The sequence below is a fragment of the Rhodococcus sp. 05-2256-B1 genome (assembly GCF_002258465.1).
GTDB classification, from domain to species: Bacteria; Actinomycetota; Actinomycetes; order Mycobacteriales; family Mycobacteriaceae; genus Rhodococcoides; species Rhodococcoides fascians.
On record NZ_NOZA01000018.1, the window covers coordinates 21,107 to 46,175 of the forward strand.

The following is a 25,069-nucleotide window of genomic DNA, read 5'->3' on the forward strand; positions in this document are numbered from 1 at the left end:
GTACCCACCGACTCCCGGCCGACCACCGCGTCGTCGATCACCGCGTTGTCGATCACACGGCGTGGCTGGATCAGACGTCTGCTCGCGCAGTGCATGTTGCACCGGCGGACGGCACTCGGCGCACTGGGCGTGACGATGATCGCCGCCCTCATCGACATCTCGTTTCCGCTGCTGACGCGCCTCGCGATCGACGACGCCAGCGCAGGCAAGAACGACGTGATCGCCGGAGTCGCGATAGCCATCGCACTGCTGGGTGCTCTGCGATTCGCCTGCCAATTCGGTCGGCGCATGCTCGCCGGGCGCCTGTCGATCGATGTTCAACACGATCTGCGGATGGACCTGCTGGCATCGCTGCAGCGGCTCGACGGTCGCAAGCAGGACGAAATCCGAACCGGCCAGGTCGTGTCGAGATCGATCACCGACCTACAGTTGGTGCAGGGTCTGCTCGCCATGGTGCCGCTGTCGGCCGGGGCAATTCTGCAGTTCGTCCTGGCCCTGGTCGTGATGGCCTACCTCTCACCGCTGCTCACCCTTGTCGCGGTCGTCATCGTTCCCGCGGTCAGCGTCGTCGTCTACCGAATGCGACCCACCCTCTTCGCTGCCACCTGGTCCGCACAACAGCGCGCCGCCGATCTGGCCCAGCACGTGGAGGAGACCGTCACCGGAGTCCGGGTGGTCAAGGGCTTCGGGCAGGAAGCGCGTGCGGTGGATCGCATCGAAGCTCTCGGGCGCAGGCTGTTCGCCGAACGCATGCGCTCGGCCCGCATCAATTCACGGTTCGCACCGACCATGGCAACCATTCCTCAGCTCGGACTGGTCGGCGTCATCGCTCTCGGCGGCTGGTTGGCACTGCACGGCCACATCACCATCGGCACCTTCCTCGCCTTCGCCACCTACGTGGCCACGCTGTCCGCCGTCACCCGAACCGTGTCGTCGGTGGTGATCATGGCGCAACTCTCCCGCGCGGCCGTCGAGCGCGTCTACGAAGTGGTCGACACCGAGCCGACCGCACCGGAACCGGCGCACCCCATCGCACTGCCCGACGGCCCCCTCGGCGTCCACCTCACCGGCGTCACGTTCGGATTCGAGGCAGAGCGCACCGTCCTCGACGGCCTCGACCTGAGCATCGCCCCCGGCGAGACGGTGGCCGTCGTGGGACACGCGGGCTCGGGAAAGACCGCGCTCTCCCTGCTGCTCCCCCGCTTCTATCGCCCTACTCGCGGCCGGATCGCGGTGACCTCCGGGGACACGTCCATCGACATCGACGACCTGGATTCCGCGTCACTGCGCGAAGCGGTGTCGTTGGTCTTCGACGAGCCGTTTCTGTTCTCCGACACCATCGCCGCCAACATCGCGCTCGGCAGGCCCGAGGCAAGCGCGGAGGAGATCGAACACGCGGCTCGGCTGGCTCAGGCCTCGACCTTCATCGACGCTCTGCCCGATGGCTACGACAGTCTCGTCGGCGAACGCGGCCTCACCCTCTCGGGCGGGCAACGCCAACGCATCGCCCTGGCTCGCGCCCTGTTGGTCGAGCCGCGGATTCTCGTCCTCGACGACGCCACCTCCGCCGTCGACGCCGAGACCGAGGCCGCCATCTTCGACGCATTGCGCGGCGTGCGTACCCGGGCGACCCTCGTCCTCGCACACCGCCGATCGACGCTGACGTTGGCCGACCGAGTAGCCGTACTCGACGGTGGACACATCATCGACACCGGCACAGTCGACGAACTCGACGAGCGCTGCCCACTGTTCCGCGCTCTCCTCGCCGGCGGAGACGAGAACGAACACAGCGACGCCGCACCGGAACCGCGCACGGAACCGTCGGCGGCGATGCTCTGGCCGGACGATGCGCTGGAAGCCGCATCGAACCCCGGTGGTGCGATGCCGCCCGCAGGTGCCGGAGGCGGAGGCACCCACGGCGCAGCGATGGCCGGCGCATTCGGCTCGTTGGCACCGACGCAGGCCATCTCCGACGCGGTGGCAGCCCTGCCACCGGCAACGGAGGAACCAGGCGGATCGGGACAACAGTTGCGTCGACCCGACCCGGAATTCCGGCTCTCACGACTGCTGAGTCCTGTCCGGCTGCTGCTGGCAGGTGTCGTGGTGCTGCTGGCGCTGGACTCGATCGCCTCGATCGCCTTTCCCTCACTCGTCCGGTACGCGGTGGACAGCGGCGTGGCCCGCGGGGACTCCGACACCCTGTGGATCGCAACATCGATAGGCGTCGCCCTGGCTGCTGCCAGCTGGTTCGTGGTCTGCGCGACGACCGTGCTCACCGCACGAGCCGGCGAGCGGGTGCTGTTCGGATTGCGAGTACGCAGCTACGCGCACATTCAGAGACTCGGGCTGGACTACTACGAGCGCGAGCTGTCCGGGCGCATCATGACGCGAATGACCACCGACGTCGATGCGCTGTCGTCGTTCATCCAGACCGGCGCGTCCACGGCCGTGGTCAGCGTGCTGACCGTCGTCGGCATCGCGATCGCACTGCTCGTCACGGATACGACGCTAGGGCTGGTCGCCCTGGCTGTCGTGCCGCCGCTCGCCGTCGCAACCGTCGTCTTCCGACGCATCTCCTCGGCTGCGTACTCGACCTCGCGCGAACGCATCTCCATCGTCAACGCCGATTTCCAGGAGAACGTCACCGGACTGCGCGCAGCGCAGGCATACCGACGTGAGGAGTACGCAGCCTCTCGCTTCGCCGAACGCAGCAACCGCTACCGAGCGAGCCGGATGCGATCGCAGACCGCGATCTCGGTGTTCTTCCCGTTCATCACGCTGCTCTCGGATGTCGCGCTGGCCGTCGTCGTCTTCGTCGGTGCGCATCAGATCGCCACGGGCACCGCCACCGCGGGCACCCTGGTGGCGTTCGTGTTGTACCTCGGACTCCTCTTCGGCCCGATCCAGCAACTCTCGCAAGTATTCGACGGCTACCAGCAGGCCCGCGTCGGCGTCGGGCGAATCGGAGACCTCCTACGCACGACGAGTTCGATCGAAACAGCGACAGCGACCGGGTCCGGTGCAGTCGTCGGCGATCGCCTGAACGCCGACATCGACCTCGTCGACGTGAGCTTTCGGTATGCCGGAGCTCACTCCGACGCACTCAGTGAGGTATCTCTCAGCATCCCGGCAGGCACCACCGTCGCATTGGTCGGTCGCACCGGAGCAGGCAAATCCACCGTCGTGAAGCTGCTCGCTCGGTTCTACGACCCGACCTCGGGATCGGTACGCGTGGGTGGCCACGACCTCCGCGACTACCGGTTGTCCGACTACCGCCACCGGCTGGGCGTCGTACCGCAGGAAGCCCACCTGTTCACCGGAACCATCGCGTCGAACATCGCGTACGGCAGGCCCGACGCCAGCAGGGCCGACATCGAGAACGCGGCACGCTCGGTCGGGGCCCTCGACACCATCGCTGCACTTCGCGGCGGTATGCAGCAACCTGTCGGCGAACGCGGCCAAGGGTTGTCGGCCGGCCAACGACAGCTCATTGCGCTGGCCCGCGCCGAACTGGTGGATCCCGATCTACTCCTGCTCGACGAAGCGACCGCGACCCTCGATCCGGCCACCGAACGCAAGGTCCTCGAAGCCAGCAACGCCGTTGCGCGGACCCGCACCGCTGTGGTCGTCGCGCACCGATTGGCCACCGCCGCACGAGCGGATTTGATCGTGGTCGTCGACGGTGGTCGTATCGTGGAAGTTGGACGACATTCCGAACTTCGCAAACGGGACGGCTTCTACGCCACATTGTGGGCTGCAGCCGAAACGAACCGGGGGAATAATTCGATAGTCAACGGGGTCATCGACAACGAGGCCGATGGTTACCGGTGAGTACATATCACAGCTACGTCCCGGACGCACGCGATCTCGACCGGAGGTCTAGCCTGGAGTCGTACGCGCGCTGATCGGGAACGAAGACAGAAACGAGGCGAACTACTGCCGTGAGCAGCAGCTCTACTACCCAATTCGGACAAAATCAATGGCTGGTCGACGAGATGTACCAGCGGTTCAAGCAGGACCCGTCCTCCGTCGACGCGAGCTGGCACGAGTTCCTCACCGATTACGACCCCGAAGCCGTGATCGACGAGAACCCCATCTCCAACGGTAAGTCCGGTTCCAACGGCTCGGCCTCGAACGGCAGCTCGGCCAAGTCCGCTCCTCCCGCAGCACCCGCGCCTCCTGCGAAGCCCGCCGCCTCGGCCGCGAAGACCGAAGCCCCGAAGACCGAAGCTCCCAAGAAGACCGAAGCCCCCGCGAAGGCCGCAGCTCCCAAGGCTGCTGAATCCAAGCCTGCTCCGGCGAAGTCGGCCCCGGCCAAGCCGGCCGAGAAGAAGGCAGCCCCGGCCAAGCCCGCCTCTGCCGAATTCGGTGAAGAGTCGAGCAAGATTCTGCGCGGCGCAGCTGCAGCGGTTGCCAAGAACATGTCCGCTTCGCTGCAGATTCCGACAGCTACCAGCGTGCGAGCCATCCCGGCCAAGCTCATGGTCGACAATCGCCTCGTCATCAACAACCACCTCGCGCGTACCCGCGGCGGCAAGATCTCGTTCACGCACCTGCTCGGCTACGCCATCGTGCAGGCCGTCAAGGCGTTCCCGAACATGAACCGCCACTTCGCCGAGGTCGACGGCAAGCCCAATGCCGTCACTCCGGCGTCGATCAACCTCGGTCTGGCGATCGACCTTCCCGGCAAGGACGGCAACCGTTCCCTCGTCGTCGCGGCCATCAAGAACACGCAGGACTTCACGTTCACGCAGTTCTACAACGCGTACGAGGACATCGTCCGGCGTGCCCGCGACGGCAAGCTCACCGGCGAGGACTTCCAGGGCGTCACGATCTCGCTGACCAACCCCGGCGGAATCGGCACCGTCCACTCCGTCCCGCGCCTGATGAACGGCCAGGGTGCCATCATCGGTGCCGGTGCCATGGAGTACCCGGCGGAATTCCAGGGTGCCAGCGACGAGCGTCTCGCCGAGTTCGGCGTCGGCAAGCTCATGACGCTGACCTCGACGTACGACCACCGCATCATTCAGGGTGCGGAGTCGGGCGACTTCCTCAAGACGATCCACAATCTGCTGATCAGCGACGAGTTCTACGACGAGCTGTTCCATTCGCTCAAGATCCCGTACGAGCCGATCCGCTGGCGCAAGGATCTGCCCGAGGGCACCGTCGACAAGAACACCCGCGTGCTCGAGCTCATCGCGGCGTACCGCAACCGCGGTCACCTGATGGCCGACACCGACCCGTTGCAGTTCACCAAGGACAAGTTCCGGATGCATCCGGACCTCGACGTGATCAGCCACGACCTGACGCTGTGGGACCTCGACCGCGAGTTCAAGGTCGGCGGATTCCACGGCAAGGACAAGATGAAGCTGCGCGACGTGCTCAGCGTCCTGCGCGACTCGTACTGCCGCCACGTCGGCGTCGAGTACACCCACATCCTCGAGACCGAGCAGGTCTCGTGGCTGCAGGAACGCGTCGAAGCCAAGCACGTCAAACCAACTGTGGCGCAACAGAAGTACATCCTCAGCAAGCTCAACGCAGCCGAGGCCTTCGAGACGTTCCTGCAGACCAAGTACGTCGGACAGAAGCGCTTCTCGCTCGAAGGTGCCGAGTCGGTCATCCCGATGATGGACTCCGTCATCGACCAGAGCGCCGAGTACGCCCTCGACGAGGTCGTCATCGGCATGCCGCACCGCGGTCGTCTGAACGTGCTGGCCAACATCGTCGGCAAGCCGTACTCGAAGATCTTCACCGAGTTCGAGGGCAACATGAACCCGGCTGCCGCACACGGCTCCGGTGACGTGAAGTACCATCTCGGCGCCGAGGGCACGTACATCCAGATGTTCGGCGACAACGACATCAAGGTCTCGCTCACGGCGAACCCGTCGCACCTCGAAGCCGTCGACCCCGTTCTCGAAGGCCTCGTCCGGGCCAAGCAGGACCTCCTGGACAAGGGCACCGGCCAGGGCGGTTACTCCGTGCTGCCGCTGATGCTGCACGGCGACGCGGCCTTCGCCGGCCAGGGCGTCGTCGCGGAAACGCTGAACCTGTCCGATCTGCGTGGCTACCGCACCGGCGGAACCGTGCACATCGTCGTCAACAACCAGGTCGGCTTCACCACCTCGCCTGAGTTCTCGCGCTCGTCCGAGTACTGCACCGACGTGGCCAAGATGATCGCCGCGCCGATCTTCCACGTCAACGGCGACGACCCCGAGGCATGTGCCTGGGTGGCTCAGCTCGCAGTGGACTTCCGTCAGAAGTTCCACAAGGACGTCGTCATCGACATGATCTGCTACCGCCGTCGCGGACACAACGAGGGTGATGACCCCTCGATGACCCAGCCGGCGATGTACGACGTGATCGACACCAAGCGCAGCGTCCGCAAGAGCTACACCGAATCGCTCATCGGCCGTGGCGACATCTCGCTCAAGGAAGCCGAGGACGCGCTCCGCGACTACCAGGGTCAGCTCGAACGCGTCTTCAACGAGGTACGCGAACTCGAGAAGTACACCCCGGAGCCCAGCGAATCGGTCGAACTCGACCAGCAGTTGCCGACCAAACTCACCACAGCCGTCGACAAGGCCGTCCTGCACCGCATCGGTGATGCGCACCTCGACATTCCCGAGGGATTCAACGTGCATCCCCGCGTCAAGCCGGTGCTCGAGAAGCGTCGGGAAATGGCGTACGAGGGCAAGGTCGACTGGGCCTTCGGCGAACTGCTCGCACTCGGCTCGCTCGTGGACGAGGGACGCAACATTCGTTTCTCGGGCCAGGACACCCGCCGCGGCACGTTCACGCAGCGGCACTCGGTGATCATCGACCGCAAGACCGGTTCCGAGTACACGCCGCTGCAGAACATCGGCAGCGACAATCCCGGCAAGTTCATGGTCTACGACTCCGCACTGAGCGAGTTCGCGGCCGTCGGCTTCGAGTACGGCTACTCCGTGGGCAACCCGGACGCACTGGTGATGTGGGAAGCGCAGTTCGGTGACTTCGTCAACGGTGCCCAGTCCATCATCGACGAGTTCATCTCGTCCGGTGAAGCCAAGTGGGGACAGCTCTCCGACGTTGTGCTGCTGCTCCCGCACGGCCACGAGGGTCAGGGCCCGGACCACACGTCCGGACGCATCGAACGCTTCCTGACGCTGTGCGCCGAAGGATCGATGACCGTCGCACTCCCCTCGACCCCCGCGAACTACTTCCACCTGCTGCGTAGGCATGCGCGTGACGGAATCCGTCGCCCGCTGATCGTCTTCACCCCGAAGTCGATGCTGCGCAACAAGGCAGCAGTGAGCAACATCGAGGACTTCACCGACGGCAAGTTCCACTCGGTGTTCGACGAGCCCACCTACGACACCGGCACCGGCGACCGCAGCAAGGTCAAGCGCGTGCTGATGGTCAGCGGCAAGCTCTACTACGAGCTCCTCGCCCGCAAGCAGAAGGACAACCGCGACGACGTCGCCATCGTCCGAATCGAGCAGCTCTACCCCGTGCCGACGCGTCGAATCCGGGAAGCACTCGAGAGCTACCCGAACGCAACGGAATTCCGCTGGGTTCAAGAAGAGCCTGCGAACCAGGGTGCCTGGCCGTTCTTCGGTCTCGCACTGCCCGAACTCATGCCCGAAAAGCTGGTCGGCATCAAGCGCATCTCCCGTCGCGCCATGTCCGCACCGTCCTCGGGATCGAGCAAGGTGCACGCCGTCGAGCAACTCGAAATCATCGACGAGGCCTTCAACAAGGTCGGCGAAGACTAGATCTCCGACAGCGACAAGCGGCCCACTCCTTCGGGAGTGGGCCGCTTTCGTCGTTTCTGTGCGCACCCGGGTTGGGATCAATGCGGGATTCAGTCGGTCAGACTGCAACAGAGCCGCATTCATTCGGCTGTGGCCTCGGCCGCACTTCGGATGAATGCGGGATTCAGTCGGTCAGACTGCAACAAAGGGACATTGATCCCAACTGGGGAGGACCTGCAACCGGGGAGGACGTCGATCCAGGGGGGACGCACACTGGGGCGGGGCTCAGGCGTCGGCGTCGGCTCCCAGCAGCGCGGAGATCATGCCCGGAGCCAGGGCGACAGCAGGTAGGGCGTTGACGTTCAGGTCGATCAACTCGTCGCGGGTGATCTGTGGATTTCTGAGCCAGGTGATGGTGGCTTCTTCGACGAAGGCGATCCAACCGCGGACGGCGAGGTCGATGGTGGGGGTGACATCGACGTCGAGTTGAGCGAGTTGGACGAGAGTGCGATCGGCCATGGTGGTGCGGGTCTGCTCGAACACCTCGCGCATCTGGGGGTCTCCGCTTGCCGTGCCGCGGAGCAGGGAGATGAAGGTGTCGCGTTTCTCGCTGACGTAGTCGACGTAGTTGGCGATGGAGTCGCGCAGAATCTCGAAGGGTTCGAGGTCGGGGTCGGGTGCGGTCCGTTCGATCATCGACCGCGACGCCTCGCGGACTATTTCGAGGTGAAAGTCCTGCTTGGACGCGAAGTAGTGGAACAGTAGACCTCGGGAGACTCCGGCCTGATCGGCGATGTCCTCGACGGAGATCTGTTCGAGTGGCCGATCGGCGAGCATCTCGGTGCCGAGCTCGATCAGCTGCGCTCGTCGTTGCTGCGGACTGAGTCTGGTCCTTTTCGTCGTCGATACTCCAGCGCGGTTCACATCCGCCATGCAATCATCCTATTGAATAGTAGTCAATAACTATTGACTCACACTCAGTAAGCTTCTAGTCTGCTCTACATGAGTCTTCCCGTAACAGATACTTCGGACCGCGCAACGTCGCCGCGTCACGTCGATACGCTGATCATCGGCAGTGGTTTCGCCGGGCTCGGAGCGGCGATCAAGCTGACCAAGGCAGGCAAGAAGAATTTCGTCGTCGTCGAACGCGGCCACGATGTGGGCGGTACCTGGCGCGACAACACCTACCCCGGTGCAGCCTGCGACGTGCCCTCGCATCTGTACTCGTACTCGTTCGCGCTGAACCCGGAGTGGACTCGTTCGTTCTCCACCCAGCCCGAGATCCAGAAGTACATCGCCGGAGTTGCGCGCAAGTACGGCGTCATGGACAAGCACGTCTTCGGCACGGACGTGACGTCGGCGCGATGGAACGCCTCCACCAGCCGCTGGGACGTCGAGACGACCACCGGCAACTACACCGCCAAGATCGTCGTCTCGGCCGTCGGCGCACTGTGTGAGCCGAACCTGCCCGATATCAAGGGAATTCACGATTTCGAGGGCGACGTCTTCCACTCCGCTCAGTGGAACCACGACGTCTCGCTCGCCGGTAGGCGCGTCGCCGTCATCGGGACCGGCGCGTCGGCGATCCAGATCGTTCCCGCCATTGCAGGCCAGGTCGAGCACCTCGACGTCTACCAGCGCACCGCGCCGTGGATCCTCCCTCGCGCCGATCGCCCGTACACCAAGCTCGAGCGCTTCGCCTTCAAGCATGTGCCCGGCTTCCAGCGCCTCGCCCGCGCCGGCATCTACGCGATGCGTGAGACCCAGGTCGTCGGGCTGGCGAAGAACCCCGCGTTCATGAAGCCGCTGCAGTGGGCGTCGGAGAATCATCTGCGCACGCAGATCAAGGACAAGGCGCTGCGCGCGAAGGTGACTCCGAACTTCCGCATCGGCTGCAAGCGCATGTTGATCTCCAACGCGTACTACCCCGCTCTCGCGCAGAGCAACGTCGACCTCGTGACCGACGGCATCGCCGAGATCCGGAAGGGATCGATCGTCACCAAGGACGGCACCGAGCGCCCGATCGACGCACTCGTCGTCGCCACCGGCTTCCACGTCACCGATTCGCCTGCATACCAAGCCATCGTCGGCAAGGACGGCCGGACGCTGGCGCAGACGTTCGACGACGGCGGACAGCAGGGCTACAAGGGCGCCGCGGTGGCGAACTTCCCGAACATGTTCTTCCTCGTCGGCCCCAACACAGGCCTCGGGCACACCTCGATGGTCTTCATGATCGAGTCGCAGATCAACTACCTGGTCGACGCCTTGAACACCATCGACAAGCACGACATCGGGACCATCGAAGTGCGCAAGGACGTGCAGGACGAGTACAACGTGACCCTGCAGGACCAGCTCGCCAAGAGCGTCTGGATGAACGGCGGCTGCGCCAGCTGGTATCTGGACAAGCACGGAAACAACACCACCCTGTGGCCCGGGTTCACGTTCGAGTTCCGTCGTCAGACCAAGCATTTCGATCTCGATGCGTACCGTAGCGTCGCAACCGCAGATCTGACCTCCGCGTCGGCGAGCACGGCCGCCGGCAACAACACAGACAAGGTGTCCGCACGATGAGCACATTCACAGGCAAGGTAGCCGTCGTCACCGGCGCGGGTTCGGGAATCGGCCGGGCCCTGGCCCTCGAGCTGGCCGGACGCGGAGCCAAGCTCGCACTGTCCGACGTCGACACCGCCGGACTCGACGAGACGGTGCGCCGCGTCGAGGCACTCGGAGCCGAGGTGAAGTCCGATTTCCTCGACGTCTCGCAGCGCGAGACCGTGCTGGACTATGCCGAGGCCGTCGTCGCGCATTTCGGCAAGGTCAACCAGATCTACAACAACGCGGGCATCGCCTACCACGGTGACGTGGAGAAGTCCTCGTTCAAGGACATCGAGCGCATCGTCGACGTCGATTTCTGGGGCGTCGTCAACGGCACCAAGGCATTTCTGCCGCACATCAAGGCCTCCGGCGACGGCCACATCGTCAACATCTCCAGCCTGTTCGGCCTGCTGGCGATGCCGTCCCAGTCCGCGTACAACGCAGCGAAGTTCGCCGTCCGCGGATTCAGCGAGTCGCTGCGCATGGAGATGTTGATCGCGAAGGCTCCGGTGAAGGTGACCGTGGTGCACCCCGGCGGCATCAAGACTGCCATCGCCCGCAACGCCACCGTCGCCGAGAATTTCGACCAGGCCGACGTGGCGAAATTCTTCGACAGCAAGTTGGCGAAGACCACCCCGATCGACGCGGCCAAGACCATTCTCAAGGGCGTCGAGAAGGGCCGGGGTCGCGTGCTCATCGGTTCCGACGCCATCGCGCTCGATCTGCTGCAACGCATCACCGGCTCGCGGTACCAGGGCCTGATCGCAGCGGTGTCCAAGCGGGCCATGCCACGGTCGAAGAAGTAGGCGGGTCGCGTCGTGAAAGCCTTCTACGTTCCACTGCCGATCGTTGCGGCGGCGCTCAAGCCCTTCTACCGCCTCGCGCTGAATCCGCGTCTGTCCTTCCGGGCGCAGCGGGCGGTCCTCGAGGCCGCGGCTCCCGTGCAGACGCTCCCACACGGGACCGTCGCGCAGAAACTGACGCTCGCGGGCAGGCGAGCCGAGCGCATCACCGTCGGAGCCACCGAACGCGACACCGCGATCCTGTACCTCCACGGGGGCGCGTTCACGATCGGCTCGATCAACACCCACCGATCGCTCGCCGCCCATCTGGCCCGAGAGTCGGCCAGCGCCGTGTACGTACTCGACTACCGCCTCGCCCCGGAGAACCCGTACCCGGCCGCGCTCGACGACGCCGTGGCGGCGTTCCGAGAACTGGTGCGTTCGCACGGCTTCACCCCGGATCGCATCGCCATCGCCGGTGATTCGGCCGGCGGCGGGTTGACCGTCGCGACGGCGAGGCGGCTGGTGGACGACGGCGCGAGGCCGGCAGCACTCGGACTGATCTCACCGTGGGTCGATCCGGGCGCACGCGACGCGGTCAAGCCGCGCGACCTGGTGGTCAACACCGGGTGGTCGAACTCCTCGGCCGACGCGTATCTCGGGGCGGGCGACCCGCTGGATCAAGGCTTCGCGCCGCTCCAGGGCAACCTCGATGAGCTGCCTCCGGTCGTCATGCACGTCGGGACGGACGAGGTGCTCTATCCGCAGATCACCGCGTTCGCGGACAAGCTGCGCCTGTCCGGCGTCGAACTCGAGTACATCGAGTACAAGAAGCTCTGGCACGTGGCGCATCTGCAGGCGTCGATCCTGCGGGAAGCAGCCGAAGCCGTCCAGCACATGGGTTCCTATCTGGGCCGCAAGCTCAGAGCAGAGCAGAAGTCCGACGTGTCAGAGGCTGTGCTCGCCGAGCCAGCGGCCGGCGACATCGCCTGACGCAGCACCCCCGCGGACCTCGCCGATCATGTCGGCGAGGTCCGCTGTCGTCAGCTCCCCCGCCACCACCGAGAACGACTTCACCGCACTCTCGTCCAGCACACCGGTGCGGTACAGCGGAACGACGTTCTGCGCCGGATACACATGATCGTCGTCGGGCAGAGTCGTCAGATCCTTGGCCAGCGGACCGAACGACGCCGTCCGAATCGCGAGAGCATCCACCGCACCGGAATTCAGGTCGTGGACGGCGAACTGCGCATCCGGGTAGACCATGAAATCTGTGGCACTTGCCCCGGTGAAGGCCGGAGCCGTCCGCGGCGCATTCATGACGTTCATCGGGTCGACTTGGCCATCGACCGTGCCGACTGTCACGTCGTCCCGACGAAGAAATTCGGTCACCGTCGCGTCGTCGTCCACTGCATTGCTCGACGCGACCGCGAGGGCCAATCGATCCTCGGCGGTTGCGTAGTCTCCCACCGACAGTCCGGCGGGCAGCGATCGGTTCAGTTCGGTGAACACGTCCTCTGCTTCGGTTGCCCCGGCCAGGGTGTCGAAGGTTCGCAACAGGTCCCCGGTCAGGTCGGGGATCATCGATACCTCGCCGCGGTCCAGCGCCGCGAGGTACGCCGTCCGATCCCCCAGGTTCTCGGCGACGGAGACCTCGGCTCCCGTCGACCGGAGTCCTCCTGCGTAGATCTGTGCGAGCAACCGGGAGAGGTCGGAATTCCCGGCTCCGACGACGACGGGCACGTGCCCGGGTTCGGCCCGGTCGGCCGCACTGCACCCACCGACGGAACCTGCAATAGTGACCGCGAGGGCCGCTGCCAGAATCGACGAACGCACTCTCATTTTCTCCTGTTCACTGCCCGTGGGGTTTACCGATCCCGACCGCGGGGCACAGATGCGAACGAGAGGGTAGTCGAACCAACCCTATGGGCACGGCGACGTCGACTACCATCCCGAGCAGCCCGAGTCCTGGTTCGGCGGTGTCCCCGGTGATCGGGCGGCACCCGTCGGAGTTGGGGCTTCGTCTGTGCCCGAACCGATGGAAGGACACCATGACCACCTCCCGAATCACGCGCGCGTTCTCCGCCCCGAAGGCAGTGGCGGCCGTTGCCGCGCTCGCCCTGTCGGTCACCGCACTGACCGCCTGCGGCGGAAATTCGGATCCGCTCTCGAGCGGAGGCGGCGAGAGCAACGACGATACGAACTCGATCATCGTCGGCTCGGCCAACTTCCCGGAGTCCGAGACCGTCGCGAACATCTACGCAGAAGCATTGCGCGCCAACGGTTTCGAGGTGAGCACCAAGCTCAACATCGGCAGCCGCGAGGCGTACATTCCCGCCGTCCGCGACGGCTCGATCGACCTGATTCCCGACTACACGGGCAACCTGCTCCAGTACTTGGACGAATCTGCCACGGCCACCTCGTCCGAGGACGTGCTGGCGGCACTGCCCGCCGCACTCGGCGACGACCTCTCGGTGACGGCCCAGGCACCTGGCGAGGACAAGGATGCCGTCGTCGTCACCCGCGCGACCGCAACCGAGCGCAATCTCAAGACCGTCGGCGATCTCGCACCGTTCTCCTCGGAGGTGACGTTCGCGGGCACGCCGGAATTCCAGGAGCGCGTCGGCGGACTGCCGGGCCTGAAAGCGAAGTACGGCCTGGACATCTCCCCCGGTAACTACGTGCCCATCTCCGACGGCGGCGGACCGGCCACGGTCGAGGCACTCGTGTCGGGCCAGGTCGTCGCGGCGGACATCTTCACCACCTCGCCTGCCATCGCGCAGAACGATCTCGTGGTTCTCGAAGACCCGGAGAACAATTTCGCCGCTCAGAACGTCATCCCGGTGCTGCGGACGTCCAAGCAGTCCGACAAGCTCACTCAGGTTCTCGACGCCGTCTCGGCGCAGATCACCACCGAAGAGCTCATTGCACTGAACACGTCGGTGTCCGGCGACCAGAAGGTCGAACCGGCTGCGGCGGCAACGGCGTGGGTCAAGGACAAGGGTCTGGACCAGCCGGTCAGCTGATGATCACCTTCGAGAACATCACCAAGACGTACCCGGACGGCACCACGGCAGTCGACTCGTTGGACCTGGTGATCCAGCCACACTCGTTCACCGTGTTCGTGGGGCCGTCCGGCTGCGGCAAGACGACGTCGATGCGGATGATCAACCGGATGATCGCGCCCACCTCGGGCGTCATCACGGTCGACGGCCGCAACATCGCCGACACAGACGCGGTGAAGCTGCGCAGGGGAATCGGCTACGTCATCCAGAGTGCCGGGCTGCTGCCCCACCGTTCCGTCGTCGACAATGTTGCGACGGTTCCGGTGTTGAACGGTCAGTCCCGGCGCGCGGCCCGCAAGGCGGCGCTCGAGGTACTGGAACGAGTGGGCCTGGATCCGGCTCTCGCGTCCCGCTACCCGGCACAGCTGTCCGGCGGGCAGCAACAGCGCGTCGGGGTGGCCCGCGCGCTCGCCGCGGACCCACCGATTCTGTTGATGGACGAACCCTTCAGCGCCGTCGATCCGGTGGTGCGTGAGGATCTGCAGACCGAGATGCTCAGGCTGCAGGCCGATCTGAAGAAGACGATCGTGTTCGTCACGCACGACATCGACGAGGCCGTGCGGCTGGGCGACCACATTGCGGTCTTCGGACCGCAGGGTCGTCTGCAGCAATACGACAAGCCCGAGACCGTGCTCGCGGCACCGGCGACGTCGTTCGTGGCGTCGTTCGTCGGCCGCGACCGCGGCTACCGAGGCCTGTCTTTCCGCTCCGCGCAGTCGGTGACGATGCATCCGATCCATACCGCGACCGAGGACGAGATGAGCACCCTGCGACTCGACCAGGGGCAGTGGGTTCTGGTCGTGGACTCCCAGCGTCGTCCCCTCGGCTGGATCGACGCCACCGGCGTCGAGAAGGTACGCGGCGGCGGCAGCCTGGACGAGAGCACCGCGGCCGGTGGGTCGCTGTTCCTCGAGGGCGGCGATCTACGGCAGGCGCTCGACTCGGCGATCTCGTCTCCGTCGGGAATCGGCGTAGCCGTCGATTCGACCGGTGCCGCCGTGGGCAGCGTCGACGGTGCGGAGATTCTCGAAAACCTGGCCGTACAGCGCAAGTCGGAGGACGAGGAGCGCAATCGCCACCACTTCGGCGCGGCCGGGAACGACGCACAGTGACCTGGCTGTTCGACAACTTCGGCGTCGTACTCGGGTACACGAAGACACATCTGTATCTTTCGCTCGTGCCCCTGCTCATCGGACTGCTCATCGCGGTTCCGGTCGGCACTCTGATCCGCAACACGCGGTGGGTCCGCCGAATCACGTTGACGGTGGCCAGCATTGCGTTCACGTTGCCGTCACTGGCGCTGTTCGTCACCATTCCCGCGGTCGTGGGACTGCCTGTGCTCGATCCGCTGAACGTCGTGATCGCACTGACGGTGTACTCCACGGCTCTGCTCGTTCGCGCGGTTCCGGAGGCACTCGATTCGGTTCCGTTCGCCGTCGTCGATTCGGCTCAGGCCATGGGCTTTTCGTCGCTACGCCGGGCGGTGACCGTCGAGCTACCGCTGTCCTTGCCGGTGCTCATAGCCAATATTCGAGTTGTCACGGTCACCAACATCTCGTTGGTCTCGGTGGGTTCGGTGATCGGTATCGGTGGTCTCGGCCAGCTGTTCACCCAGGGCTACCAACGTGACTATCCCGATCAGATCTTCGCCGGCATCATCTCGATCGTGTTCTTGGCGTTGATCTTCGACGCCGCCCTGTACCTGGTGGGCCGTCGACTCACGCCGTGGACCCGGCAGGGCAGCTCGTCGACGAGGAAGGCGCGCGCATGAATCTGTTCTCCGAAGCGTTCTCGTACATCCTCGACGGTGCCAACTGGGCCGGGCCGACGGGAATCGGCGCTCGACTGCTCGAGCACATGTGGTACTCACTGCTGGCCGTGGTGCTTTCGGCCGCTGTCGCGATTCCCATCGGACTGATCATCGGTCACCTGCGCCGCGGCGAAGCGGTGGTCGTCGGACTGGTCAACGCTCTGCGCTCACTGCCGACTCTGGGTGTGTTGGTGTTCCTGGTCCTGGTGATCGGATTGGGTCTGATCCCGCCGATCATCGCGCTGGTCCTGCTCGGGATACCGCCGCTGCTGGCGGGCACCTACTCGGGAATAGCCAACGTCGACGCCCACGTGGTCGACGCCGCCCGCGCGATGGGGATGACCGAATCACAGGTGCTGCTGCGGGTAGAGATCCCCAATGCACTCCCACTGATCCTCGGCGGACTACGGAACACCACCCTGCAGATCATCGCCACCGCGACCGTTGCGGCCTACGTCAACCTGGGCGGGCTCGGTCGCTACATCTTCGACGGTCTCGCGCTCTACGACTACGGCCGGGTTCTGGTCGGGGCGATCCTCGTCGCGCTGCTCACACTCGTCGTCGACGGCCTTCTCGCCCTTGCGGTGTGGACGTCGGTGCCGGGAACCGGTCGCCTCCGGCGCATGCCGACCGGACTGGCAAAAGTCTGACGACGACTCACGCAAACTAAAAGCACCCCGAACCACCGGCCCGGATAGGGCGGGGTTCGGGGTGCTTTTTTCTGTTTTCCTACGCGACGCCCTCGGCTCGCGCTGCTGCCGCAACTGCGTCCGCAACGGCCGGGGCGACGCGAGGATCGAGCGGGCTCGGGACGATTCTGTCCGCGGCCAACTCGTCGCCGAGAACCGAGAGGATTGCCTCGGCAGCGGCGAGCTTCATGCCTTCGGTGATGCGGCGTGCGCCGGCGTCGAGCGCGCCCTTGAACACACCGGGGAAGGCCAGAACGTTGTTGATCTGATTGGGGAAATCGCTGCGTCCGGTCGCGACCATGGCCGCGTACTTCCTGGCCACCTCGGGGTGGATCTCCGGATCCGGGTTCGAGAGCGCGAACACGATGGACTCGGGGGCCATCGAGGCGATGACGTTCTCGTCCACCTTGCCTGCGGACAGTCCGAGGAACACGTCGGCTCCGGCCAGCGCATCGCCCGGTCCCCCGCTCAGTCCACGAGGGTTGGTTCGCGCAGCGAGGTCGGCCTTGACGCCGGTGAGGTCACCGCGATCGGCCGAGACGACGCCCTTGGAGTCGAGGACCACGACGTCGGAGATGCCGGCGGCGAGCAGCATGTTCGCGCACGCAACGCCTGCAGCGCCTGCGCCCGAGACGACCACTCGGAGCCCGGCCAGGTCCCGGCCCTGTACCCGTGCAGCACCCGTCAGCGCCGCAAGGACGACGATGGCCGTGCCGTGTTGGTCGTCGTGCATCACGGGGCAGTCCAGTGCCTCGACGACGCGTCGTTCCACCTCGAAACACCGCGGGGCGGAGATGTCTTCGAGGTTGACGGCTCCGAAACTGTGTCGCATCCGCACGATCGTCTCGACGATCTCGTCGACATCGTGGGTATCGAGCACGATCGGGATGGAATCGAGGCCGGCGAACTTTTTGAACAGCGCCGCCTTGCCCTCCATCACCGGCAACGACGCGCGCGGACCGATATCGCCCAGGCCGAGCACCGCGGAACCGTCGGAGATGACGGCGACCAGCCGGTCGGTCCAGGTGTAGCGCTTGGCCAGCGCCGGGTCGGCGGCGATGGCACGGCTGACCTGGGCCACTCCCGGGGTGTACGCGATCGAGAGATCGCGCTGGGTCTCGAGCGGCGCGGCCAACTGGACCGAAAGCTTGCCGCCGAGATGCCCGGCGAAGATCTCGTCGTCGGTGATCGCGGCCGCAACTGCCGATGGTGTTCCTGTGGTGTCTTCGACTGCCGTCACGGTGAAAGCTCCTCGCACTGTCGGCCTCGACGAGGCAACACGTGTCTACGAAGTGATTGATGCTCGAAAGGGTCGCGGACTACCGGAGGGCGCCAGTACTGGCTGCCGACTGCCGAAAAGCGCGTCTCGCACGTGCGGCGGGTGTGCCTGCACAGTCAACGATGGGCTGTAGCCGCATCGCTGTAACGGCCCAAGTGTGCCATACCGCCCACCGACCTGACCACAGAGTCAGAAACCAGCGTGAACTACTGCCACCATTGGGTCCACAGGACGAGACCGGTGACCACGAAGACCACGATCGCTCCGAGGAATGCGGTGAATCCGCGTCGGTGATCGGCGATCCGCTGCGCTGCGATGGCGACGACAGCGGCAACGATGTGCACGGTGACCGACAGCGCGCCCGGTCCCGGGTAGCCGCGGGACTGACCGAGATATTGGGTGACGCCGACGCCGATCGCCAGCACCAGCAGTCCGGCGGTGACGATGCCGCTGAGCCCGCGCAGGAAGCGCAGTCCGGCGCCCGCTCCGGCCCCGCTCATGCTCCGGCCACGAATCCGCGGACGGAGTCCGCGATCAACTGCACTGCGATGGCGGCGAGCAACAGGCCTGCGATGCGCGCCAGCAGCGAAATGCCGCCTTCGCCGAGCAGCCGGATGAGGACGGTGGAGAATCGTAGAATCACGAAGAACAGGACGTGAATCGTGATGATGCCCAAGGCAATTGCGAGCAACGAGCTCGCGTTGCCGTCGGCCTGACTGACGTAGACGATCACCGCGGCGATGGCTCCGGGGCCCGCCATCAACGGCGTTCCCAGCGGCACGAGTGCGACGTTGACGTCCTCGGCCGCCGCGTCGCCGCCCGCGCCCTTACCGGTGAGCAACGACAGCGCGATGAGCAGGAGCAGAAGTCCACCCGCGCCCTGCAGTGCCGGAATGCCGATGTGCAGGTAGCTCAGAATGGCCTGGCCGCCGATCGCGAACACCGAGATGACGGTGAGCGAGACCGCGGGTGCCTGCCATGCGGCCTTGTTGCGCACTTCCTTGCTCTTGCGTCCCACCAGGGACAAGAACACCGGAATCGCGCCCGGTGGATCCATGATCACGAACAGCGTGATCAGAACCGTCAGGTACAGCGTCACGTCGAAGTTCATGACCGGGCCGCCGCGATCAGTCGGTCGTACTGCTCCGGGTCGGTGGTGTACTCGCCCAGCTTCACGGTCTTGTTGGTGCCGTGATAATCCGAGGACCCGGTGACGATGAGGTCCAACTCCGCGGCCAACTCGGCCATCACCACGGTGTCCTCCGGCGAGTGGTCCATGTGGTGGACTTCCACACCGCCGAGCCCGAGCGGGGTGAGTTCTCGGATGTGGTCCAGATCCAGGATGCGTCCGCGCTTGCGGGCCCGGGCATGCGCGAGCACGCTGACGCCGCCTGCGGCGGCGATCATCTCGACGGCGACGTCGAGTGGAGTGTCGACCTTGCCCACGTAATACTTGCCACCCGTTGCCAGCGGACCGGCGAACGCCGCGTCCATGTCCGAGACGTAGCCGGCCTCGATCAGAGCCTGGCCCAAATGGGGACGACCGGCGGCCTCCCCGGCCGAGGCGAGAACCGCGTCGGGATCGATGGGTAGGCCGTCCGCGGCCATGTTCTCGGCGATGGCCCGCAGCCGGGTCACCCGCTCACCGCGCAGTCGTGCACGCTCGGCGGCGAATGCCTCGTTCTCGGGGTCGAACAGGTACGCCAGCAGGTGCACCGGGACGGGCGTGCCGTCCTCCCCACGACCGGTGCACGACAGTTCCATGCCGCGCACGAGCGTCAGGCCGGCGGGCGATGCGGCAGCGGCCTCGTCCCATCCCGCCGTGGTGTCGTGATCGGTGAGCGCCACCACCGACAGGCCCGCTGCCGACGCAGCGCGAACCAGCTCGGCCGGGCTGTCGGTACCGTCGGACGCTGTCGAGTGGGTGTGGAGATCGATGAGCACCAGAACAGTGTCCCAGGCGTACCGCCGTGATGTTCCGGGCCCACTGTTCTGTCGTTTTCCTGGCGTACGATTGCCCGCCATGCCGTCCCTTCCACCGCGTCCCTCACTGCCCTCGCTGCACCGACGAGGAAACAAGGCCGTTCCCGATTCGAGTCCACGAATACCGGTGCCGACGGCGCGCGCCATCGTCGACTGCGCTGTCTACGTCGACGGCTCCCGGCTACCCGGCCGGTTCACTCACACTTCCGCGATCGCCGAAGTACGAGCCCGCGGCGAGGGGTTCGTCTGGGTGGGCCTGCATGCGCCGGACGACCGTCAGATGAACGCGATCGCTCAGTGTTACGACCTGCACGAGTTGATGGTCGAGGACACCGTGCACGCGCATCAGCGGCCCAAGCTGGAGCGATACGACGACGTCGCATTCCTCGTCCTGCGCACAGTCAAGTACGTCGAACACGAGTCGGTGACGACGGCGAACGAGATCGTCGAGAGCGGCGAGATCATGGTGATGGTCGGTCGAGATTTCGTCATCACCGTCCGACACGGCGAACACTCCGGATTGGCCGGCGTGCGCCAGCGCCTCGAGGACAATCCGGAGCAGCTCGCACTCGGCCCGTCGGCGGTGCTGCACGCGGTTGCCGACCACGTCGTCGACGAGTACCTGGCCGTCACCGACTCGATCGAGAGGGACGTCGACGGCATGGAGGAGGAGGTGTTCTCTCCGCATCATCACGTGCCGATCGAGAACATCTATCTGCTCAAGCGGGAGGTCGTGGAACTGCGCCGGTCGGTGACCCCACTGTCGACGCCTCTCGCACGGCTGGTCCAGGAGCCCAGTGTTCCGAAATCCGTCCGGCGGTACCTGCGCGACGTGCAGGACCATCACACCACTGTCGCCGAACGTATCTCCGAATACGACGAGGTACTGAGCTCGCTCGTCGACGCCGCCCTGGCTCGGGTGACGATGCAGCAGAACCTCGACATGCGCAAGATCTCGTCCTGGGTGGCGATCGCGGCGGTGCCGACCATGGTGGCCGGCATCTACGGCATGAACTTCGACAACATGCCCGAGCTGCACTGGACCTATGGGTATCACACGATCGTCGCGATCGTCGCCTGCGTGTGCGTCGGTCTGTGGCGAACGTTCCACAAGAACAACTGGCTGTAGATCCTGCGCCTGAGATCTACAGCCAGGGACGAACTCCGACAGAAGCGGGTAGCCACCGGAAGTCGACACCCTGTGCGCAGGAGCGCCCGATCAGAGGCTGGCTGCGGACCGGTTGGGGTCTCGAACGTCGATCCCCGCTTCCTTCCAGGCCTCGCGCAACGCATCCGCCCCGCGTAACCGCACCCAGGCGGCCTCGGTTCCGGTCAACGGCACCGCGGCGAAGAAATGAACCGGATCGAAAGGCTCCGGCAGCGGCAGGTCCGCAATGTCGCTCGGCCCGAGCAGCACGGCCGTGAACGGCGCGTTGGTCCACAGCGGCTCACCGAGATCGAGCAGGGCGTCCTCCACCAGCACGACGCCCTCCACCGCAGGCGAGGCCGCGAGCACGGCCAAGCTCTTGTGGACGCCCGACGCCACGCCTGCGCCACCGCGAAGGGTCAGTACCAGTTCGGCGCGAGGGCCACGGGACGGATCGGCGACCATGTCGTTCGGGTCTGCCATGGGATGACGCGAGCAGCCGAGGCTGACGTACCGCACCACCTCGGAGTCCGCTCCGAATCGCAGCACGTCCAGTGACTCCAGGCCGAGGAACGTCACGGACGCGGACGACGGGTTGTCGTCGCCGATCTCGGTCACCAGGTGTGCGCGTACCGCGGTAATGACACTCTCGCTCACGAGACCCATCCAACACCACCGGTGCCCGAGAAGTCCGTTCGGAGGTGCCACCGCGGACGAGGTGGGTACCGTCGTACCCGTGGTATCCGTTCTCGCTGTGTCCGACGAAACGATCGAATCTCTGTGGAGTCCGCAGGTGAAGTCGCTCGGCGTCGATCTGATTCTCGGCGCGGGCGACCTTCCGTTCGATTACCTCGAGTATCTGACCGATGCGTTGAACGCTCCGTGCGTGTTCGTGCCCGGCAATCACGACGCGGACCTGACGGGTTATTCGGCCGGGAAGGCCGGCTGGATGCGCGCCGGGCTGCCTGCCACCTGGCCGGGGCCGGTGGGTGCGATCAACGTCGACCGGCGGATCGTGTCCGCTGCCGGTCTGCGTATCGCCGGTCTCGGCGGGTCGATCCGCTACAACGGCGGACCCAATCAATGGACGCAACGTCAGCAGCGCAGACGCTCACGCACCCTCACTCGAACATTCGCGTGGAATCGCAACGTCCGCAAGGACGTACGGCCGGTGGACATTCTGCTCACTCACAGCCCACCCCTCGGAGTCGGCGACGACACCGACCCGGCACACGTCGGCTTCGACTGCCTGGACGAGGTGACGCGTCGGCTCTCCCCACAGTTGTTGTTGCACGGCCACATTCATCCACACGGCCACACCCCGGACGATCTGGCCCTGCACGGGGCGGCGGTGATCAACACCGTCGGATACACCCTGCTCGACGTCGAACCGGGTGGGCAGCGACAGCACGTCGAAGCACCGAGGATCGTGAGGCGCAGACATGGCACGTGACACCGGATTTCCGGCCGCCGACGCGGAGAACGACTTCACCCGCCAGCGTCGACGCGCCGACGTGGCGAGACTCGTCGGGTGGCTGCGGCGTCAACCCGACGACGTCAACACCATCCTGCCGTTCGACGAGGTGGTTGCTGCCCTCGGCAAGGTCGGTGAACGGCACCTGGGTCTGCAGGTCATTCGCGTCGAGACCATCGTCGGAAGTGTCGACCGCACCCGCGACTTCGACAGGTTCTTCAGGCCGACCTCGGCGCGGATCAGGGAACGCTGGCAGCGGTTGGCGGCGGCGCAGCGCCGCGGTGAAGCGATGCCGCCGATCCAGGTGTATCGCATCGGCGGCATGCACTTCGTCGTCGACGGGCATCACCGGGTGTCGATTGCGTTCGCGATGCATCGCACGACGATCGACGCCGTCGTCACCGAGATCATCACGCGTATCTCCCCCGAGGGCATCACCCGGCGCGGCGATCTGTTGATCAAGGATCATCGCCGCATCTTCCTGAGTCGGGTGCCCCTGGTGGGACGCGCACGCGAGGCGGTACAGGTCACCGACCCGTTCGATTACGCGCAGCTGAGCGAGTCGGTGGAGGCCTGGGGATTTCGGCTGATGCAGGAACTCGGGGAGTTCGTCGACCGCGGAACGGTCGCACGACGCTGGTTCGGTGAGGAGTACCTGCCGGTGGTCCGCATGGTCCGGGCGGCCGAGATTCTCGAGGACCGCACCGATGCCGAGGCCTATCTGTGGATGAGCCGTGAGCGCTATCGGTTGGTGCGCGAGCACGTCTGGAACGACGAGATCGTCAGTGAACTCCGGCAGAAGGCCCTGGGGAAGCCCAACCGGGCGCAGTAGCTCGTCCGAGGCACCTCGGCTCACACCGGGGAAACCGGTACCCGATAATTAATTAGATGCGTTCAACATTTTAGTTCGATCGGTTCGTATTTTCGGTTGTCATAGGTAACGAGGTAGCTCTTCCATGTCCACCCGCCGCACGCTGCTGCCAGGACTCTGTTTCATCGTCATGACCCTCGCCGTCCTGCAGACGATGGTCGTTCCCATCGTGGGCACCATCGGCACCCAACTGGGCGTCAGCACCACCGCTGCCGGGTGGGTGCTGACGGCGAACCTGTTGGCCGCGGTCATCGCCACCCCCGTCATCGGCCGACTCGCCGACCTGCACGGCAAACGCCCCGTGCTCATCGGCGTCCTGACCGTCGTGCTGGCGGGGTCGCTGCTGGCAGCGTTGACCGATTCACTGACCTGGCTGCTGGTCGGCCGCATTCTGCAGGGTGTCTCGTACGCCCTGTTTCCCATCGCCCTGGCGGTGTTGCGCGACGAAATGCCACCGCGCGCACTCGTCGGCTCGATGTCGATCCTGTCTGGCACTCTCGGCGTGGGCGGCGGCTTCGGATTGGTGCTGACGGGGCTGCTCACGGCCAATGGTGCCGACTACCACCGCGTCTTCTGGCTCACCGTCGCCATCGTCGTGGTTGCACTCGGCATTGCGTGGTTCGGTGTCCCGGCCCGACCGCGTAGCGGCAGCGGGTCGGTCGACTGGTGGGGTGCCGTACTTCTGGCGGGCACACTCCTGCTGCTGTTCCTGGCCCTCACCCAGGGCCGCACGTGGGGCTGGGGTTCGGTGGCCACCATCGGATGCGCTGTCGCGGGCGTGCTGCTGGGAACCGTCTGGTGGATCTTCGAGAAGCGCATCGATGCCCCGCTCGTCGCACCCCGCATGCTCACTCACGGGCCCCTGCTGGCCACCAACGTCGCCACCCTGTTCGTCGGCGTCGGAATGTTCGCCAACTTTCTGGCCTGCTCCTACTTCGTGCAGACCCCACGTGCCGTCGCCGGCTACGGATTCACCGCCAACGTTCTCGAAGCGAGTGTCGTGTACCTGCTACCCGGTGCAGCGGTAGGAGTGGTGGCCGCGGTGATCAGCGGTCGCCTCATCGGATCGTTCGGGCCGCGCCGAGTTCTCGTCGGCGGCGCGGTGATCGGCGTTCTCGGATTTGCGTTCGTCGCGGTGGCCCACGATCACACCTGGCAGCTGATCACCGCAGGCATCGTCATCAACACGTTCGTCAGCCTCGCGTTCGCGGCCCTGCCCAACCTGCTCATGGCCGAGGTCAGCGCGGCGGACACCGGCGTGGCCAACAGCGTCAACTCGATCGTGCGCACCGTCGGCACGTCGATCGCGAGTGCGTCATTGTCCACCGTGCTGGCGATGTTCACCATCGACGGCACAAACGTGGCCCGCGAGAGCGCGTACACCGCAGCCTTCGTCGCCGGTGCCGTCGCCTGCGCCGTCGTCGCCGCGGCAGCCCTGGCCATCAGAAGCACCCCGGCAGCGCGGCAATCGGTGCGGGTTGCCGAGTCCGAACCGAACACCACGTCGAACGTGCCACTGTAGAGCCTGCGGCATGTGAGTGGAACTTCGTGACGGGTTCACGTGGTCGTCGCAACGTGCAGTCGTTTGTTGTACTCCTCGAGTGGAGTATCCCATCCCAGGGTTTTTCTGGGGCGGTTGTT

General features: G+C 65.5%; 20 protein-coding genes. 13 read left to right on the forward strand and 7 right to left on the reverse strand.

Going from position 1 to position 25,069, the window contains the following annotated elements:
• The first annotated feature begins 93 nt into the window (after window positions 1-93).
• Together CH285_RS10965 and CH285_RS10970 are read left to right on the forward strand one after the other, a co-directional pair.
• Window positions 94-3,831 carry an ABC transporter ATP-binding protein gene (locus CH285_RS10965; protein WP_094643823.1) on the forward strand — a complete coding sequence of 1,246 codons (3,738 nt, stop codon included), beginning with the start codon at window positions 94-96 and terminating at the stop codon, window positions 3,829-3,831.
• Between the two features lie 110 nt (window positions 3,832-3,941).
• Window positions 3,942-7,754, forward strand: coding sequence for a multifunctional oxoglutarate decarboxylase/oxoglutarate dehydrogenase thiamine pyrophosphate-binding subunit/dihydrolipoyllysine-residue succinyltransferase subunit (locus CH285_RS10970; protein WP_094643817.1), 3,813 nt, complete (start codon window positions 3,942-3,944; stop codon window positions 7,752-7,754).
• A gap of 264 nt (window positions 7,755-8,018) precedes the next feature.
• Here CH285_RS10970 and CH285_RS10975 read toward each other — a convergent pair whose 3' ends face one another.
• A complete protein-coding gene (locus CH285_RS10975; RefSeq protein WP_032371667.1) occupies window positions 8,019-8,666 on the reverse strand; it encodes a TetR/AcrR family transcriptional regulator in 648 nt (215 codons plus the stop codon).
• Window positions 8,667-8,735: 69 nt separating this feature from the next.
• Here CH285_RS10975 and CH285_RS10980 point away from each other — a divergent pair, with 69 nt between their 5' ends.
• Genes CH285_RS10980 through CH285_RS10990 form a run of 3 tightly spaced genes read left to right on the forward strand, consistent with a single transcriptional unit; the run spans window position 8,736 to window position 12,103 of the window.
• Window positions 8,736-10,304, forward strand: a complete 1,569-nt coding sequence (locus tag CH285_RS10980) for a flavin-containing monooxygenase (RefSeq protein ID WP_094643818.1) — start codon at window positions 8,736-8,738, stop codon at window positions 10,302-10,304.
• On the forward strand, window positions 10,301-11,134 hold the full coding sequence (locus tag CH285_RS10985; RefSeq protein ID WP_032365394.1) for an SDR family NAD(P)-dependent oxidoreductase: 834 nt from the start codon (window positions 10,301-10,303) through the stop codon (window positions 11,132-11,134). The genes CH285_RS10980 and CH285_RS10985 overlap by 4 nt, the downstream gene beginning before the upstream one ends.
• A 12-nt stretch (window positions 11,135-11,146) precedes the next feature.
• Window positions 11,147-12,103: an alpha/beta hydrolase gene (locus tag CH285_RS10990; protein ID WP_032365393.1), complete on the forward strand. Its 957-nt coding sequence runs from the start codon at window positions 11,147-11,149 to the stop codon at window positions 12,101-12,103.
• Here CH285_RS10990 and CH285_RS10995 read toward each other — a convergent pair.
• Entirely contained in the window at window positions 12,059-12,952 is an 894-nt protein-coding gene (locus CH285_RS10995) for a glycine betaine ABC transporter substrate-binding protein (RefSeq protein WP_094643819.1), read from the reverse strand. The genes CH285_RS10990 and CH285_RS10995 overlap by 45 nt on opposite strands.
• A gap of 209 nt (window positions 12,953-13,161) precedes the next feature.
• Here CH285_RS10995 and CH285_RS11000 point away from each other — a divergent pair, with 209 nt between their 5' ends.
• From CH285_RS11000 to CH285_RS11015, 4 genes are read left to right on the forward strand one after another with little or no spacing between them, the layout of a single operon-like run.
• Window positions 13,162-14,136, forward strand: coding sequence for an ABC transporter substrate-binding protein (locus CH285_RS11000; protein ID WP_032365502.1), 975 nt, complete (start codon window positions 13,162-13,164; stop codon window positions 14,134-14,136).
• A complete protein-coding gene (locus CH285_RS11005) occupies window positions 14,136-15,287 on the forward strand; it encodes an ABC transporter ATP-binding protein (protein WP_032390505.1) in 1,152 nt (383 codons plus the stop codon). Before CH285_RS11000 ends, CH285_RS11005 begins: the two co-directional genes overlap by 1 nt.
• Window positions 15,284-15,946: an ABC transporter permease gene (locus CH285_RS11010; protein WP_032365390.1), complete on the forward strand. Its 663-nt coding sequence runs from the start codon at window positions 15,284-15,286 to the stop codon at window positions 15,944-15,946. Before CH285_RS11005 ends, CH285_RS11010 begins: the two co-directional genes overlap by 4 nt.
• Window positions 15,943-16,635, forward strand: a complete 693-nt coding sequence (locus CH285_RS11015) for an ABC transporter permease (protein WP_027498027.1) — start codon at window positions 15,943-15,945, stop codon at window positions 16,633-16,635. The genes CH285_RS11010 and CH285_RS11015 overlap by 4 nt, the downstream gene beginning before the upstream one ends.
• 79 nt (window positions 16,636-16,714) lie before the next feature.
• Here the strand turns inward: CH285_RS11015 and CH285_RS11020 are convergent, their stop codons facing one another.
• From CH285_RS11020 to CH285_RS11035, 4 genes are all read right to left on the reverse strand, one after another.
• Window positions 16,715-17,914 carry an NAD(P)-dependent malic enzyme gene (locus CH285_RS11020; protein WP_094643820.1) on the reverse strand — a complete coding sequence of 400 codons (1,200 nt, stop codon included), beginning with the start codon at window positions 17,912-17,914 and terminating at the stop codon, window positions 16,715-16,717.
• Between the two features lie 245 nt (window positions 17,915-18,159).
• Window positions 18,160-18,453 carry a hypothetical protein gene (locus CH285_RS11025; protein ID WP_052053095.1) on the reverse strand — a complete coding sequence of 98 codons (294 nt, stop codon included), beginning with the start codon at window positions 18,451-18,453 and terminating at the stop codon, window positions 18,160-18,162.
• Window positions 18,450-19,064 carry a MarC family protein gene (locus CH285_RS11030; protein WP_027498030.1) on the reverse strand — a complete coding sequence of 205 codons (615 nt, stop codon included), beginning with the start codon at window positions 19,062-19,064 and terminating at the stop codon, window positions 18,450-18,452. Before CH285_RS11030 ends, CH285_RS11025 begins: the two co-directional genes overlap by 4 nt.
• Window positions 19,061-19,897: a PHP domain-containing protein gene (locus CH285_RS11035; protein ID WP_027498031.1), complete on the reverse strand. Its 837-nt coding sequence runs from the start codon at window positions 19,895-19,897 to the stop codon at window positions 19,061-19,063. Before CH285_RS11035 ends, CH285_RS11030 begins: the two co-directional genes overlap by 4 nt.
• 79 nt (window positions 19,898-19,976) lie before the next feature.
• Between CH285_RS11035 and CH285_RS11040 the strand changes: the two genes are divergently transcribed.
• The gene (locus tag CH285_RS11040; protein WP_027498032.1) at window positions 19,977-21,065 is read left to right on the forward strand and encodes a magnesium and cobalt transport protein CorA; all 1,089 of its coding nucleotides are present in this window, start codon (window positions 19,977-19,979) and stop codon (window positions 21,063-21,065) included.
• A 90-nt stretch (window positions 21,066-21,155) separates the two neighbouring features.
• Here CH285_RS11040 and CH285_RS11045 read toward each other — a convergent pair whose 3' ends face one another.
• The gene (locus CH285_RS11045; protein ID WP_174557311.1) at window positions 21,156-21,749 is read right to left on the reverse strand and encodes a suppressor of fused domain protein; all 594 of its coding nucleotides are present in this window, start codon (window positions 21,747-21,749) and stop codon (window positions 21,156-21,158) included.
• A gap of 70 nt (window positions 21,750-21,819) precedes the next feature.
• On the opposite strand from CH285_RS11045, the gene CH285_RS11050 reads away from it, so the two are divergent.
• The 3 genes from CH285_RS11050 to CH285_RS11060 all read left to right on the forward strand — a co-directional run bounded on the left by CH285_RS11050 (window position 21,820) and on the right by CH285_RS11060 (window position 24,950).
• Entirely contained in the window at window positions 21,820-22,536 is a 717-nt protein-coding gene (locus tag CH285_RS11050) for a metallophosphoesterase family protein (protein ID WP_027498034.1), read from the forward strand.
• Window positions 22,526-23,389 carry a hypothetical protein gene (locus tag CH285_RS11055; RefSeq protein ID WP_032371672.1) on the forward strand — a complete coding sequence of 288 codons (864 nt, stop codon included), beginning with the start codon at window positions 22,526-22,528 and terminating at the stop codon, window positions 23,387-23,389. Before CH285_RS11050 ends, CH285_RS11055 begins: the two co-directional genes overlap by 11 nt.
• Before the next feature lie 124 nt (window positions 23,390-23,513).
• Window positions 23,514-24,950: an MFS transporter gene (locus tag CH285_RS11060; protein WP_051365247.1), complete on the forward strand. Its 1,437-nt coding sequence runs from the start codon at window positions 23,514-23,516 to the stop codon at window positions 24,948-24,950.
• Window positions 24,951-25,069 lie beyond the last annotated feature (119 nt).

What these genes read in the sequence shown, in the direction of transcription:
- CH285_RS10975 (WP_032371667.1), bottom strand. Translation starts at nt 8,666, where the DNA reads ATGGCGGATGTGAACCGCGCTGGAGTATCGACGACGAAAAGGACCAGA.
- CH285_RS11040 (WP_027498032.1), top strand. Translation starts at nt 19,977, where the DNA reads ATGCCGTCCCTTCCACCGCGTCCCTCACTGCCCTCGCTGCACCGACGA.
- CH285_RS11045 (WP_174557311.1), bottom strand. Translation starts at nt 21,749, where the DNA reads ATGGGTCTCGTGAGCGAGAGTGTCATTACCGCGGTACGCGCACACCTG.
- CH285_RS11025 (WP_052053095.1), bottom strand. Translation starts at nt 18,453, where the DNA reads ATGAGCGGGGCCGGAGCGGGCGCCGGACTGCGCTTCCTGCGCGGGCTC.
- CH285_RS11055 (WP_032371672.1), top strand. Translation starts at nt 22,526, where the DNA reads ATGGCACGTGACACCGGATTTCCGGCCGCCGACGCGGAGAACGACTTC.
- CH285_RS10980 (WP_094643818.1), top strand. Translation starts at nt 8,736, where the DNA reads ATGAGTCTTCCCGTAACAGATACTTCGGACCGCGCAACGTCGCCGCGT.
- CH285_RS10985 (WP_032365394.1), top strand. Translation starts at nt 10,301, where the DNA reads ATGAGCACATTCACAGGCAAGGTAGCCGTCGTCACCGGCGCGGGTTCG.
- CH285_RS11005 (WP_032390505.1), top strand. Translation starts at nt 14,136, where the DNA reads ATGATCACCTTCGAGAACATCACCAAGACGTACCCGGACGGCACCACG.
- CH285_RS11000 (WP_032365502.1), top strand. Translation starts at nt 13,162, where the DNA reads ATGACCACCTCCCGAATCACGCGCGCGTTCTCCGCCCCGAAGGCAGTG.
- CH285_RS11030 (WP_027498030.1), bottom strand. Translation starts at nt 19,064, where the DNA reads ATGAACTTCGACGTGACGCTGTACCTGACGGTTCTGATCACGCTGTTC.
- CH285_RS10995 (WP_094643819.1), bottom strand. Translation starts at nt 12,952, where the DNA reads ATGAGAGTGCGTTCGTCGATTCTGGCAGCGGCCCTCGCGGTCACTATT.
- CH285_RS11015 (WP_027498027.1), top strand. Translation starts at nt 15,943, where the DNA reads ATGAATCTGTTCTCCGAAGCGTTCTCGTACATCCTCGACGGTGCCAAC.
- CH285_RS10965 (WP_094643823.1), top strand. Translation starts at nt 94, where the DNA reads ATGTTGCACCGGCGGACGGCACTCGGCGCACTGGGCGTGACGATGATC.
- CH285_RS11060 (WP_051365247.1), top strand. Translation starts at nt 23,514, where the DNA reads ATGTCCACCCGCCGCACGCTGCTGCCAGGACTCTGTTTCATCGTCATG.